The organism is Acinetobacter sp. 102 (assembly GCF_037028485.1).
GTDB lineage: Bacteria > Pseudomonadota > Gammaproteobacteria > Pseudomonadales > Moraxellaceae > Acinetobacter > Acinetobacter higginsii.
This window is the reverse complement of the sequence record NZ_JAZEZK010000015.1, coordinates 61872-76308: the sequence shown is the minus strand read 5'-3', so window position 1 is coordinate 76308 and position 14437 is coordinate 61872. Positions and strand designations below refer to the sequence as shown.

Sequence of the window (14437 nt, the reverse complement as noted above, 5' to 3'; positions counted from 1 at the left end):
CTTTTATTCATAGCAGATCTTTATGAGCATAGTCGAACGCTAACAATCACCTAAATCACTTAGATTAAACGTGAACAGGCAGATGGATCGTAAATACACTATTGTGATTCGGGTTGCTATATTCGATTGCACCTTTATGTGCAATGACAATCGCATGTACAACAGCTAAACCTAAGCCAGTCCCACCAAATTCTTTATTTCTAGACTGTTCCAATCTAAAGAAAGGATTGAATAAATCCTGTTGATAATCCTGCGCAATACCTGGTCCTTCATCCTCGATTTGTAAGATCCATTCATCCGAGACTTGCTTTGAGGAAATTTTTAATGTGCCTGCATTGGCATAGCGAATTGCATTTTCAATCAAGGCAATCAGAACCTGCTCGATACGCCGACGATCACAATTTATAAATGTGGCGCTGACCTCCAATACAGGAATAAGTTGCGCTTTTGCCAAGCGATCTTCGAACAGTTTTAAAACTTTCTCCGCATGCAATTTAAAATCAATCTTTTCATAATTTAATCTCAGCTGCTGATTTTCCACCAAACTGAGTGTCCGCAGGTCTTCAACCAAATGTGATAATCCCTCCACCTGATTGAGCAAGCTTTTAAACAATGCTTCATCAGGTTGAAACACCCCATCTAAAACGCCTTGTAAGCGGCCTTGCAAAATCGTGATTGGTGTTCTCAATTCATGTGCAATTGCGGCATTCCAGACCTGTGCATTTTCAACCGAGCTTTCTAGTTGCTGCGCCATATGATTAAAATTCTGCATCAACTCAGCTATTTCAGTGGAATGAATTTGACTATCATCTGCCCGTGCGGAAAGATCACCCTGACTGATTTTCTTTGCTGCATCTGCCAAGAAATTAATCGGCTTAATAAACCGCTGGGCCAAATGCATCCCGATAATGATCGAAATGACACCCCCACAAAAAATCACTGTAGATAGCCAAATCCAGTCTACAAAATGAAATTCGGTCCAATCTTCCTGCAAGGAACTTAAAGTGATCCAGCCCACATCAATGGCATAGTTATAAATAAAATAGCCAAGCAAAATAGAAAACAGCGTCACGCTTAAGTTCACGATACTTAATGCGATAAACAACTGTTTACTAATACCTGACTTATTCTTCATTGGATTTGTCCAATCAATTAACCTAAATTTTTCACATGATACGCTGATTTTTTTAGTGATTTACACACTTTTCCACACATTCAAGATCATTGCTCCTCGAACCTTTCCAAAAATAGCAGCATCAAAATTTTATTGATGTGACCAAAATGCAAAAACCAAAACTCAATCTACGCAAGAAAATAGGCTTCGTGCTTTTGGCCATAGTCATCGCTTACTGGCTTGCCTTTCCTATCGTTCCATTCTTAGACATCCCGCATAAAGCATTGATCATGACAGCAATGGCGATTGGGGGTGAAATTCTACTGTTAATCGTGATTGCCTTATTGGGTAAAGAATATTGGGCAAAAATCAAAAATGGATTTAAACGCTTGTTTACATCCTTTAAGTCACAGAAGAGAAAATCTGATCACTAGAATTAAAGCCATCAACATTCAAAACACGCTCATTCCACAGGATGATCGAGGCGATAACCGACCCCACGCACGTTAATCAACATCTGTTGCAAACCGTGTTCTTCCAGTTTTTTCCTGAGCTTACTGACATGACTATCAACGGTGCGCTCTAAAGCGTCACTATCTGGTAGGCAATGATTCAGCAGTTCACTTCGGGTAAATACTTTATGAGGATGATCAATCATTTGTAGCAAGATTTTATATTCAGTCAGGGTTAAATTCAGCATCACCTTCTTATGCTGCTGATGAATATAGACACTATGAATATCGGTATTAATTTCAATATTTTTATAACTTGGATTTTTATTGGGTACCTGCTGGCTTTGCTGAGCGCGTCGCAGCACCGCTTGAACACGCGCCACCACCTCATTCGGATTGAATGGTTTGACGACAAAATCATCGGCACCGATCCGTAATGCCATGACTTTATCAATTTCCTGATCCAATGCGGTGAGCATAATCACAGGGGTTTGCGCCTTTTGACGAATTTTGCTTAATACTTCCCAGCCATTCAGTTCAGGTAATTTAATATCCAAGACAATCAGATCGATTGTTTGTGCGGCATGGATTTCAATCGCCTGTTTACCATTCATTGCCCGAATCACGCGCATCCCTTCACGCTTAAGATAGTGCTCAATAATGTCCCCAATATCATACTCATCCTCTACGACAAGAATAAGTTTGTCATGGCAATCGAAAGAAAAAGAGTGCTCAAACATAAGGATTTAGATCAATAAAACAATCGATTCATCATACGATGATTTATCTGTTGATCTCCACACTTTTTCCACACTTCAGCGATGATCGTTACACAAAGTTCGAAAATAATGCCAGCATCAAAAACTCCCAAGGTTTGGACAGAATGCAAAAGCATCTATTACTTCCATTATTTTTATCTATCGGACTTGTTCTACAAGGCTGTGGTTCTGAGGAGGCAAAGCCAGCAGAAACACCCCCTGCCAAAGTGAGCGTTTTAAATATTCAGCCGCAATCGGTGAACTTTAGCGAAAACTTGCCAGCACGGGTACAGGCTTTCCGAACTGCTGAAATTCGCCCACAAGTCGGTGGCATTATTGAAAAAGTGCTATTTAAACAAGGCAGTGAAGTTAAAGCAGGTCAAGCACTTTATAAAATTAACGCGGAAACTTTTCAGGCTGATGTGAATAGTAACCAAGCCTCTCTCAATAAGGCCGAAGCTGAAGTGGTCCGTTTAAAAGTTCAATTAGAACGCTATGAACAATTACTGCCAAGCAATGCCATCAGTAAACAAGAAGTCAGTAATGCGCAAGCCGAATATCGTCAAGCTTTGGCTGATGTTGCGCAAATGAAGGCCCTGCTTACGCGTCAAAACTTGAATTTGCAATACGCCACGGTACGCGCACCAATTTCAGGTCGGATCGGACAGTCTTTTGTCACTGAAGGTGCATTGGTCAGCCAAGGTGATGCCAATACTATGGCAACGGTACAGCAGATCGATAAAGTCTATGTTGATGTAAAACAGTCGATTAGTGAATACGAACGTTTGCAAGCTGCGCTACAAAGTGGTGAGTTGTCTGCCAATAATGAAAAAACTGTACGTATTTCTAATAGCCATGGTCAAGCGTATAACGTCACTGCCAAAATGCTATTTGAGGACATTAATGTTGACCCTGAAACAGGTGATGTCACCATCCGTATCGAAGTTCAGAATCCTGAACGAAAACTCCTCCCAGGCATGTATGTCCGCGTCAATATCGACCGCGCTTCAGTGCCTCAAGCTTTGCTTGTCCCAGCTCAAGCAATTCAACGCAATATCAATGGCGACCCGCAAGTCTATGTGATCAATGCCAAAGGTTCCGCAGATATTCGCCCGATTGAACTGGGACAACAATATGATCAGTTCTACATCGCCAATAAAGGCCTTAAAACAGGCGATAAAATCGTTGTAGAAGGTGTTGATCGTATTCAGCCGAATCAAAAACTTGAAATAAGCATGTGGAAAGTACCTGCAACACAAGGAGCTCAATGATGATGTCACAATTCTTCATTCGCCGCCCTGTCTTCGCATGGGTGATTGCGATTTTCATTATTTTATTTGGGGTACTCAGTATTCCGAAATTGCCGATTGCCCGCTTTCCAAGTGTTGCACCACCACAAGTCAATATTAGTGCGACTTATCCAGGTGCTACACCCAAGACCATTAATGACAGTGTAGTTACCTTGATTGAGCGTGAAATGTCAGGGGTGAAAAATCTACTGTACTATAGCTCAACTACTGATACCTCAGGTACTGCAGAGATTTCTGCGACCTTTAAACCGGGTACAGATGTGGATATGGCACAGGTTGATGTACAAAACAAAATCAAAGCCATTGAAGCACGTTTACCGCAAGTAGTTCGTCAACAAGGCTTGCAGGTTGAGGCATCGTCATCGGGATTCTTGATGTTGGTCGGAATCAACTCACCCAATGGACAGTATTCCGAAGTTGATCTGAGTGATTATTTGGTCCGTAACGTGGTCGAAGAACTGAAACGTGTTGAAGGTGTTGGTAAAGTTCAATCCTTCGGTGCTGAAAAAGCCATGCGTATTTGGGTTGATCCCAATAAACTGGTGTCTTATGGTTTATCAATTAGTGACGTTAATAATGCTATCCGTGAAAATAACGTCGAGATCGCACCAGGACGATTAGGTGATCTCCCTGCAGCAAAGGGTCAATTGATTACTGTCCCACTATCGGCACAAGGTCAATTAGGCGATGTTGAACAATTTAAAAATATCAGCCTAAAAAGTAAAACCAGCGGCAGCGTGATTAAACTTTCTGATGTGGCTGAAGTTGAAATGGGTTCACAGGCCTATAACTTTGCGATTTTAGAAGATGGCAAACCTGCAACGGCTGCTGCGATTCAGCTCAGTCCTGGTGCAAATGCTGTCAAAACAGCGGAAGGTGTAAGAGCAAAAATTGAGGAATTAAAACTCAACTTACCTGAAGGCATGCACTTCAGTATTCCTTATGACACCGCACCTTTTGTCAAAATTTCGATTGAAAAAGTGATTCATACCTTACTTGAAGCCATGGTACTGGTTTTCATTGTCATGTATTTATTCTTGCATAATGTTCGTTATACCTTAATTCCAGCGATTGTTGCACCGATTGCGCTACTCGGTACATTTGCGGTGATGCTACTAGCAGGTTTCTCGATTAACGTACTGACCATGTTTGGTATGGTACTTGCGATTGGTATCATCGTCGATGATGCGATTGTGGTGGTCGAAAACGTTGAACGAATTATGGCGACTGAAGGGCTTCCTCCAAAAGAAGCAACTTCCAAGGCTATGAAGGAAATTACCAGTCCGATTATTGGGATTACCTTAGTCTTGGCAGCGGTGTTCCTACCGATGGCCTTTGCCAGTGGTTCGGTCGGTATTATTTATCAACAATTTACCTTAACCATGTCAGTCTCAATTCTGTTCTCAGCATTATTGGCATTAATCTTAACGCCTGCATTGTGTGCCACGATTCTTAAACCAATTGATGGCCATCATCAGAAGAAAGGCTTTTTTGCATGGTTTGATCGCAGCTTCGACAAAGTCACTAAAAAGTATGAATTGATCCTGCTTAAAGTGATTAAACATACTATTCCAATGATGGTGATCTTTGTAGTGATTACAGGCCTTACCTTTGCAGGTATGAAGTATTGGCCTACAGCATTTATGCCAGAAGAAGACCAAGGCTGGTTCCTGACGTCGTTCCAATTGCCATCGGACGCCACTGCTGAAAGAACGCGAGGTGTGGTCAATGAATTTGAAAGCAGTCTAAAAGACAATCCAAATGTTAAAAGTAACACGACCATCATGGGTTGGGGCTTTAGTGGTGCAGGTCAAAACGTGGCTGTGGCTTTTACCACATTAACCGACTTTAAAGACCGTACTTCGACAGCAACTGAAATGACCAATGCGGTTAATGCCACGATGGCACATAGTAAAGAAGGTGCAACAATGGCGGTACTACCTCCTGCCATTGATGAACTTGGGACTTTTTCAGGCTTTAGCTTACGCTTGCAAGACCGTGCCAACTTGGGCATGCCTGTACTTTTAGCTGCACAAGACCAGCTCATGGAAATGGCTGCCAAGAACAAAAAGTTCTATATGGTCTGGAATGAAGGCTTACCGCAAGGCGACAATATTTCTTTAAAAATTGACCGTGCAAAATTGAATGTTCTGGGTGTGAAGTTCTCTGATGTTTCCGACATTATTTCAACTTCAATGGGTTCGATGTATATCAACGATTTCCCAAATCAGGGACGTATGCAACAAGTGATCGTTCAGGTCGATGCCAAATCACGTATGCAACTCAAAGATATTTTGAATCTGAAAGTGATGGGTTCAAATGGGCAGTTGGTTTCTCTGTCTGAAGTGGTGACACCGCAATGGAATAAAGCACCCCAGCAATATAACCGCTATAACGGTCGCCCATCGTTAAGTATTGCAGGTATCCCGAATTTTGATACCTCATCAGGCGATGCTATGCGTGAAATGGAGCACCTGATTGCCAAATTGCCAAAAGGCATTGGTTATGAATGGACAGGTATTTCCTTGCAGGAAAAACAATCTGAATCTCAGATGGCATTCCTGCTGGCCCTTTCTATGCTAGTGGTATTCCTCGTACTCGCTGCACTTTATGAAAGTTGGGCAATTCCGCTTTCAGTGATGCTGGTGGTCCCATTGGGTATTTTTGGCGCTGTGGTTGCGATTATGTCTCGTGGCTTAATGAATGATGTGTTCTTTAAAATTGGTCTGATTACCATTATTGGTTTATCTGCAAAGAACGCGATTTTGATTGTTGAATTTGCCAAGATGCTGAAAGAAGAAGGCATGAGTTTAGTCGAGGCCACCGTTGCCGCAGCCAAACTTCGTTTACGCCCGATTCTGATGACCTCCTTAGCCTTTACTTGTGGTGTCATTCCATTGGTCATCGCCTCAGGGGCAAGTTCAGAAACACAGCATGCCTTAGGTACAGGTGTATTTGGCGGCATGATTTCAGCGACGATTCTGGCAATTTTCTTTGTCCCAGTGTTCTTTATTTTCATTCTGGGTGCAGTTGAAAAGCTGTTTTCATCGAAACAAAAAAATCCATCTTAAATGACATAGAGCAGAGGGAATCAATGGGTTTCCTCTGACTCCTCCTCAGTATTTATCCTCATCTTATTTGGAGAAGACCATGTCTAAAGCGACTGTCTTATCTCGTGGCCTGCTTGTCTCTACACTTTCGATTGCCTTAACCGCATGTATGAATCTGCAGGCACCAAAACCTGCGATCAAATCGGATATTCCACAAAATTTTGCCCTCGCAAACACAGGCAACTCAATTGCAACTCAGGGCTATAAACAGTTCTTTGCCGACACACGCCTATTACAAGTGATTGAAATCAGCTTAAATAACAACCGTGATTTACGTACTGCAACACTCAATATTCAGCGTGCACAACAGCAATATCAGATCAGTAAAAATGACCAGTTACCTACTATTGGAGCAAATGGCAGTGCTGTTCGACAGGTGAATCCATCTGCGAACCCAAACAATCCTTATTCAACTTTTCAAGTTGGACTAGGAATGACGGCTTATGAACTGGATTTTTGGGGCCGAGTCAAAAGCTTAAAAGATGTGGCCTTAAATAATTACTTTGCAACCCAGAGTGCAAGAGAAGCCTCACAGATCAGTTTAGTCGGCCAAGTCTCACAAGCTTGGTTAGATTATGCCTATGCAAAAGCCAATTTAAATCTGGCTGAGCAGACCTTAAAAGCACAGCTCGATTCCTATCATCTGAATAAAAAACGTTTTGATGTCGGAATTGATAGCGAGGTTCCGCTGCGTCAAGCACAGATATCGGTTGAAACTGCAAGAAATGATGTTGCCGCCTATAAGACTCAAGTGGCACAAGCACAAAACTTACTGGATCTATTGGCTGGTCAATCGGTTCCTCAAAATCTCCTGCCGAATCAAGCCGTAAAAACGATTAGTGTTGAACGCAGCTTGGCAACGGGCTTAAGTAGTGATTTACTGAATAACCGCCCAGATCTGAAAGCTGCTGAATATCAATTACGTGCTGCTGGAGCCAATATTGGTGCAGCCAAAGCACGTATGTTCCCTACGATTAGCCTGACAGGTCCAGTTGGCTATGCATCGACAGATCTTAAAGATTTATTTAAATCAGGTGGTTTTTCTTGGTCAATTGGGCCAAGTATCGACCTGCCTATTTTCGATTGGGGGACGCGTAAAGCCAATATTAAAATTTCAGAAACTGAACAACAAATTGCACTGGCAGATTATGAAAAAGCCATTCAATCCGCTTTTCGTGAGGTCAATGATGCGTTGGCTGCACATGCCCATATTGACGAGCGTTTAGCAGCACAACGTCGTTTGGTCTCTGCCACTGAGACCACTTATAAATTATCTACGGCTCGATTTAGAGCGGGGATTGATAGTTATCTGACCGTGTTGGATGCACAACGTTCTGCTTATGCAGCACAACAAGGCTTACTGATGCTTGAACAAAGCAAGTTGAATAATCAGATTGAATTGTATAAAGCTTTAGGTGGTGGGCTATCTCAGCATTCATAAACGCTTAAGTCTGTTATTGGGGCTGATTTTTACATATTCAGCCCTTATAGTATTGAGCTTTAAATGAAAAATAACAGTTGATCTATGTTTACACTTTCGATTACACCCAGATTCTATGAAACTGATGCTTTTGGACATATCAACAATACTGTCATTACAGGCTGGTTTGAAACTGCACGTGAACCTGTTTTTCGCTTATTCAACCCAAGTATGGAAATCAAAAATCTGCCTTTGATTCTCGCTCGGGTGGAAGTCGATTTTGTTGCACAAATCTATTACGGCGCTGATATCGAGGTCAAAACATGGATTGAGCATATCGGCAATTCTTCTTTTATTGTGGCGCATGAAGCTTGGCAAAATGAGCACTGTGTTGCACGTGGCAAAGCGGTTCAAGTGTATTTCGATTTCAGCACGCAAAAATCAGGTCGTATCCCAGATCAGTTCCGTGTCCTATTACAGCAATATCTGATTTCCCCATAAACAATTTCCCGCTGAAATAAACGCATTCATTTCAGCGGATCATCCTTACTCGCCTAAATCTTCGAGAAAATCAAAGGTTGGTACAAAAAATAAGCTGCCCGAAACTGCGGTACTAAAATCAAGTAAACGATCGACATGTCCAGTTTCTTTACCCAAGAACATATTCTCAAGCATAGTTTTGGTGATATTAAAAGAACGTGAATAGCCAATAAAGAAGGTGCCATACTCCCCTTCTGTTGGATTGGAAAATGGCATATTGGCTCTTAAAATTTTAAGTTCGTTCCCGTCCGCATCATGTGCCTTACTTGCGACATTATGTGCACTTTGCGGTTTAACGTCATCGCCCAGCTCGACATCATCATATTTCTTTCGACCAATCACTTTTTCCTGTTCTTCTGTAGTTAAGCCCTTCCACATTTCCATATTATGTAAATACTTTTGAATAAATACATAACTGCCACCTAAGAACTCAGCATCTTCTGAACCGACATAGGCAATTTCTTTGGCAATTTCATGCTCAGGATTCTCTGTACCATCCACAAAACCAAGAATGGCACGACCATCAAAGTAACGAAAGCCTTTGGTCTCGCTAATTGGATAGGTATCCTCTTTGAGTTGCTCATGCAAAATCGAGGCAAGTTCATAGCAGATCGCCATTTGATTGGCGCGAATATGAAAAAACAAATCCCCAGCTGTTGCAACGGCGGTATATTTTGGCCCTTTGATTTCCTGAAATGGCGCAAGCTCTTTCGGTTTATTTAACTCAGGAAACAGTAAGTCCCAGGCATTCGAACCAATCCCTACAGAGGCACTAAAATTACTATTCGGAAAACGATTGGTCAGACTGCGTACCAATGCGGAAAAATTCGCAAGAAAATCAATTACCCCTGAATGATCAGGATTGCTATTGATTCCAAGCACAATAAATAATGCATTCTCACCTGAAAGATTATTGATTACAGGCTGAGGTCTTAAAGGTGTATTCATAATATTTTAGAATAAAAAACTTAATGCTCATATCCTACACAAATCAATGCATTAGATATCGACCTAATCACAAATTTTTACCATTATTCGGTATATAAAACAAAGCTCTCACCGCGACAAAAACTGGCTAAGGTGAGATTTAATTGTTTTGCCATCTCAATGGCCATACTGGTGGGTGCAGAAATGGTCGCCAATAGAGCAATATTGGATTGCACACATTTACGGATCAACTCATAACTGGCACGGCTGGTCATCACCACAAAACCCTCCGCCACATCCATTTTCTGTTCAGCCAAGTAGCCCAATAATTTATCCAAGGCATTATGCCGACCAACATCTTCAAATAATGCTACGATCTGCCCTTTCACCACCCATGCTGCAGCGTGTGCTCCACCAGTGAGCTCACTGATTTTTTGTCTGACTTTTAATTGGGCAATTGCATTTGGAATTTGGCTTAACCATGTTGAAGAAATATGGGTACTGACCGCTGGTAGATTTGCATAGAGTTGCTTTAGACTTTCAATACCACATAAGCCACAACCTGTACGCCCAACCATCATACGTCGATGTGCTTTTAGAGCCATGAAAGCACGGGATGAAATAGTCATATCCACTTCAACCCCCAGTTCATTTTGACGAATATCGAGTGAATACAGCTCGCTTAAATTTTGTAATATTCCTTCCGAGAGACTAAAGCCTTTGGCAAAGACCTCTAGATCCGATGGTGTTGCCATCATGACGGCATGCGAAATACCATTATAAATTAAGGCAACAGGATACTCCTGAACAATATAATCCAGTTCATTTTCAGAAATCTCGCGATGGAAACGATGCACTTGCATCGTTTCATAACCTCGTGTTTTTGTGTCCACACTTACCTCATTTGCATCACTGATTCGAAAAAAATAGATTCCTATCCGTTATGCACTACTGACGCGTTCATTGGCATGCTCAGGGTCAACTTCAACATTCAAATTAAAATGTGCTGGTGCATTACCTGCATGCAAAATCACAGGGATGCTTTTAGACGCCGGAATTTTGGCGTATTTGTCATGGCTACCCAAAGCCACTAAGGGATTGGTTTCTGGATAATAAGCCGCCAGACTACCTTGTGGAATGTTATACGGTACGATACGGAAACTATGTACAATCCGTTTCACACCATCCGAGAATACACTCTCAATATCAACCCATTGGTCTGCTTCAAAGCCTGCTGCATCAATATCGGTTTGATTCATAAACAACACACGGCGTTGCCCGAATACACCGCGATAACGGTCATCCAAACCATATAACGTGGTGTTGTACTGGTCATGCGAACGAGTGGTCATCAAGGTATACACCTGCTGTTCACTATAAGCAGCCGCATATTGATTTTCTTTATCTTCGTAAACTTCGGCCAGTGGTGTAATCAAGAACTGGGCTTTACCACTTGGTGTATTCCAGACATGCTGATTGGCAGGATGCTCCAAATGGAAACCACTTGGTTGATAGACCCGTTGATTGAAATCATGAAATTCATCAAAAACATCGGCAATCGAATCACGGATACGGTCATAACTTTCGATATACCAACGCCATTTCACCTTACTTTCAGGCAATGCTGCTTCTGCCATACGCGCCACAATATCAGGTTCAGACAAGATATTTTCAGAGATCGGTGGATTACGTCCTGCTGAAAGATGCACATTCGACATCGAATCTTCCACCGAAATTGCTTGTGCGCCATGCACTTGCATATCTACTTCGGTACGCCCTAAGCAAGGTAGCATCAACGCATCTTTGCCACAGACCAGATGGCTACGATTCAACTTGGTGGTAATGTTAACGGTTAAGTTACAACGGCGTAACGCTTCTTGGGTATAAGGTGTATCAGGCGTTGCGACCGCAAAGTTTCCGCCCAAACCAATAAAGACTTTTACATCACCTTCATACATCGCCTTAATGGTATCCACCACACCAAAACCATGTTTACGCGGTGACTTGATGCCAAATACCCGATCAATACTATCTAGCAAGGCATCACTTGGGTTTTCATTAATTCCCATGGTTCGGTCGCCTTGCACATTACTGTGCCCACGCACTGGACAAAGACCAGCCCCTGGACGACCAATATGTCCTCGTGCCAGCATCAAGTTCGCCAACATATGAATATTGGCTGTACCATGACGGTGTTGGGTAATACCCATCCCCCAACAAAAAATAGCCGTTTTTGCATCCAGATACATCTTGGCAATCGATTCTAAATGCTCAGGTGAAAGTCCAGTATGTTTATGAATTTCAGACCATTCAGTACGATTTATCTCCGCCAGCATCTCATCAAAACCAATGGTATTCATTTCAATGAAGCTACGATCAAAAACGCTTGCTTTCCCTTTCGCAAGTGCCTTTTTATCCCATTCCAGTAAATGCTTCATCACCCCAAACATCAGGGCATAATCCCCTCCAATTTTGGGCTGGAAATAATAACGGCTGATTGGAGTACTGCCATTGGTCATCATTTCTAGCGGCGCTTGTGGGTCTTGAAAACGCTCTAAACCACGCTCTTTAATAGGATTAATGGCAACAATATTACCCCCACGACGCGAAACCTCTCTTAAGGTTGCCAACATCCGTGGATGATTGGTGCCTGGATTATGCCCAAAGCTAAAAATAGCATCTGCTTGATCGAAATCATCCAAAATGACCGTGCCCTTACCCAAACCAATCGCATCTTTTAAGCCAACACTGGTGGTTTCGTGGCACATATTGGAACAGTCTGGAAAATTATTGGTCCCGAAGCTGCGGACAAATAATTGGTACAAAAAAGCCGCTTCATTGCTGGCACGACCAGAGGTATAAAATGCCGCTTGATCAGGATGATCAAGCGCCTGTAGATGTTTGGCAATTAACTGAAAAGCTTCATCCCAAGAAATCGGTACATATTTATCCGAGACTGGGTCATAACGCATCGGGTCAGTTAAACGACCTAAATCTTCCAGATAGAAATCATTCTGTTCAGCGAGCCAGCTCACGGTATGCTGTGCAAAAAATTCAGGTGTTACCGTTTTACTGGTTGCTTCGAAAGCCACAGCCTTGGCACCGTTTTCACAGAAGTTAAAGGCATGCGCATCTTTCTTCTCAGGCCATGCACAGCCCGGACAGTCAAAACCAGTCGGCTGATTAATATTGAGTAAGGTGATTGAACCTTTTTTTAAAATATCTTGCCTTTTTAGGTTTCGGGCGACACTCAGTAATGCGCCCCATCCACCTGCGGGTTGGGTATAGGGTTCAATTCTGGCAAAACTGGTATTTTCTTGCTTATGAATGGTTTGTTCTGAGTTATCCATCATGTTGCCCTCATCTGAGCTATTTTTTAACATTTACTACAGATAGGATTAACATGAATTGTGCTTCTTTTCTATTCTTGATTTGTCTCATTCGATCAATTAGAGCGTTAAAATCTCTCTTGATTTTAACAATTACAACCAAGCCCAAAATAAAAAAAACTTACTGGCAAGTGCTCAAAATCACCAGTAAGAGAGAAAAAAACAAGCTTCGGATAAGAAAAATATCAGTTATTTATTCGCTTGAACTGTTGATTGTACATGGGCAGCATTCTGCTTCTGTTGCGATGGCATATAATCGGGTTGATTACTCACAGCCAGAAAGAAAAAGACTAAGAATAAACACCCCAATAAAATACTGATTCCAACCGCAAGGTATGGGAATTTTGATTGCTGTTGAGACATGAGCTCTGCTCCTATTGAAAGACTAAAACTTAATTCATAACAATTACATGGTGGATAAAGCCTTAAAACTAGCGCCATTTTGAATACGGGTTTGCATGTATTCGGCATAGACCGATAACTTTTCAAAAATATGTTCCGAATAGAACATATCCTCGATTAAATGAGCCGCTTGGGCTGGGCTAAACTGACCAATCTTCGCGACTAGATTTGCATTAAGACTGGAAAACAAAGTACATAAGCTTTTGTGTGCTTCATCTTTGTTTTTAAATAGCAGCTTGCGCGTATTAATCAATTCATCATTGAGCATGCTTGGCCTACGATCAGCATCAATCACATCAATTTTTACATCAAAATACTCTTCTAGGATCTGAATCTGTTGCTGATCTAAGGATAAATGCGTGACCAAAAAAATATGAAAAACATCTGTACGACACAGTGCCTTGACTAAACAACGGAACAGAAAATCTTGCTCTGCTTTTGCATCATCGACCAGCTCGATATATAGCTTGAGGCTATGAATCACATCTTCGATTTTAAGATTGACGCTTTTATCGGCTTGATAGTATTGATTCAATATCTTAAGTACAGAGGACGAGACTGGCGTGGTATAAATCACTGGCTGATTTAAATTGGCAATCATAAATGTTGCAAATAAATAGGCGAGATTATTGTCATTTTCCACTATTTCAGCTTGAGCAATATAAGCGACCTTCTCCTTAGAAAAATCTCTCAATACCTTGCCTCTTAATAAGGTTGCTTCAAGATTTACATATTCAAGACTTAGCTGTTGTTGTACTGCTTGCGAAGGCACTTTACTTTGAAAAAGCTGAGTCAACGCATTAAGTTCTTTCGTGATAAACATAGTCATACGCCATTCAGTCCGAATTAGTGTCATTCAAACGACTTACAATGCTTGATCAATATTTAACACACTGCATCGTTGCTTGATGCTATTTTGAATCAGGTACAAACAACTGAATAGCTACAGAGTTTCGCTAAAAAAATATAACAGATCATTTATGGACACCCCATCTGTTATAAAAAAACAAAAAGA

Annotated in this window: 12 protein-coding genes; 5 read left to right on the top strand and 7 right to left on the bottom strand. The window is 41.6% G+C overall.

Translation table 11 applies throughout. The features are described from left to right. Positions 1 to 64: 64 nt before the first annotated feature. Complete coding sequence (gene adeS, locus WA352_RS15225; RefSeq protein WP_033134048.1) at positions 65 to 1135, bottom strand: two-component sensor histidine kinase AdeS; 1071 nt, start codon at positions 1133 to 1135, stop codon at positions 65 to 67. 146 nt (positions 1136 to 1281) lie between these two features. On the opposite strand from adeS, the gene WA352_RS15220 reads away from it, so the two are divergent. Continuing rightward, entirely contained in the window at positions 1282 to 1548 is a 267-nt protein-coding gene (locus WA352_RS15220; protein WP_033134049.1) for a transporter suffix domain-containing protein, read from the top strand. A 29-nt stretch (positions 1549 to 1577) separates the two neighbouring features. On the opposite strand, the gene adeR is transcribed toward WA352_RS15220, so the two are convergent. Beyond that, positions 1578 to 2306: an efflux system response regulator transcription factor AdeR gene (adeR, locus tag WA352_RS15215; RefSeq protein WP_033134050.1), complete on the bottom strand. Its 729-nt coding sequence runs from the start codon at positions 2304 to 2306 to the stop codon at positions 1578 to 1580. 143 nt (positions 2307 to 2449) lie between these two features. On the opposite strand from adeR, the gene WA352_RS15210 reads away from it, so the two are divergent. From WA352_RS15210 to WA352_RS15195, 4 genes are all read left to right on the top strand, one after another. Further along, on the top strand, positions 2450 to 3595 hold the full coding sequence (locus WA352_RS15210; protein ID WP_033134070.1) for an efflux RND transporter periplasmic adaptor subunit: 1146 nt from the start codon (positions 2450 to 2452) through the stop codon (positions 3593 to 3595). Continuing rightward, positions 3595 to 6705, top strand: a complete 3111-nt coding sequence (locus WA352_RS15205) for an efflux RND transporter permease subunit (protein ID WP_033134051.1) — start codon at positions 3595 to 3597, stop codon at positions 6703 to 6705. The genes WA352_RS15210 and WA352_RS15205 overlap by 1 nt, the downstream gene beginning before the upstream one ends. 79 nt (positions 6706 to 6784) lie before the next feature. Continuing rightward, on the top strand, positions 6785 to 8185 hold the full coding sequence (adeC, locus tag WA352_RS15200) for an AdeC/AdeK/OprM family multidrug efflux complex outer membrane factor (protein WP_033134052.1): 1401 nt from the start codon (positions 6785 to 6787) through the stop codon (positions 8183 to 8185). Positions 8186 to 8269: 84 nt separating this feature from the next. Continuing rightward, positions 8270 to 8665 carry an acyl-CoA thioesterase gene (locus WA352_RS15195; protein WP_033134053.1) on the top strand — a complete coding sequence of 132 codons (396 nt, stop codon included), beginning with the start codon at positions 8270 to 8272 and terminating at the stop codon, positions 8663 to 8665. Between the two features lie 45 nt (positions 8666 to 8710). On the opposite strand, the gene WA352_RS15190 is transcribed toward WA352_RS15195, so the two are convergent. The 5 genes from WA352_RS15190 to WA352_RS15170 all read right to left on the bottom strand — a co-directional run bounded on the left by WA352_RS15190 (position 8711) and on the right by WA352_RS15170 (position 14245). Next, positions 8711 to 9652, bottom strand: coding sequence for a Dyp-type peroxidase (locus tag WA352_RS15190; protein WP_033134054.1), 942 nt, complete (start codon positions 9650 to 9652; stop codon positions 8711 to 8713). An 83-nt stretch (positions 9653 to 9735) separates the two neighbouring features. Continuing rightward, complete coding sequence (fdhD, locus tag WA352_RS15185; RefSeq protein WP_033134055.1) at positions 9736 to 10524, bottom strand: formate dehydrogenase accessory sulfurtransferase FdhD; 789 nt, start codon at positions 10522 to 10524, stop codon at positions 9736 to 9738. Between the two features lie 48 nt (positions 10525 to 10572). After that, the gene (locus WA352_RS15180) at positions 10573 to 12981 is read right to left on the bottom strand and encodes an FdhF/YdeP family oxidoreductase (protein ID WP_162180592.1); all 2409 of its coding nucleotides are present in this window, start codon (positions 12979 to 12981) and stop codon (positions 10573 to 10575) included. Positions 12982 to 13209: 228 nt separating this feature from the next. Further along, positions 13210 to 13383, bottom strand: a complete 174-nt coding sequence (locus WA352_RS15175; RefSeq protein WP_016164067.1) for a cbb3-type cytochrome oxidase assembly protein — start codon at positions 13381 to 13383, stop codon at positions 13210 to 13212. 43 nt (positions 13384 to 13426) lie between these two features. After that, entirely contained in the window at positions 13427 to 14245 is an 819-nt protein-coding gene (locus WA352_RS15170) for a hypothetical protein (RefSeq protein WP_201772400.1), read from the bottom strand. Positions 14246 to 14437: the final 192 nt, after the last annotated feature.

Coding starts and splice junctions, on each gene's coding strand:
- adeS (WP_033134048.1), bottom strand. CDS start 1,135: ATGAAGAATAAGTCAGGTATTAGTAAACAGTTGTTTATCGCATTAAGT.
- WA352_RS15220 (WP_033134049.1), top strand. CDS start 1,282: ATGCAAAAACCAAAACTCAATCTACGCAAGAAAATAGGCTTCGTGCTT.
- adeR (WP_033134050.1), bottom strand. CDS start 2,306: ATGTTTGAGCACTCTTTTTCTTTCGATTGCCATGACAAACTTATTCTT.
- WA352_RS15210 (WP_033134070.1), top strand. CDS start 2,450: ATGCAAAAGCATCTATTACTTCCATTATTTTTATCTATCGGACTTGTT.
- WA352_RS15205 (WP_033134051.1), top strand. CDS start 3,595: ATGATGTCACAATTCTTCATTCGCCGCCCTGTCTTCGCATGGGTGATT.
- adeC (WP_033134052.1), top strand. CDS start 6,785: ATGTCTAAAGCGACTGTCTTATCTCGTGGCCTGCTTGTCTCTACACTT.
- WA352_RS15195 (WP_033134053.1), top strand. CDS start 8,270: ATGTTTACACTTTCGATTACACCCAGATTCTATGAAACTGATGCTTTT.
- WA352_RS15190 (WP_033134054.1), bottom strand. CDS start 9,652: ATGAATACACCTTTAAGACCTCAGCCTGTAATCAATAATCTTTCAGGT.
- WA352_RS15180 (WP_162180592.1), bottom strand. CDS start 12,981: ATGGATAACTCAGAACAAACCATTCATAAGCAAGAAAATACCAGTTTT.
- WA352_RS15175 (WP_016164067.1), bottom strand. CDS start 13,383: ATGTCTCAACAGCAATCAAAATTCCCATACCTTGCGGTTGGAATCAGT.
- WA352_RS15170 (WP_201772400.1), bottom strand. CDS start 14,245: ATGTTTATCACGAAAGAACTTAATGCGTTGACTCAGCTTTTTCAAAGT.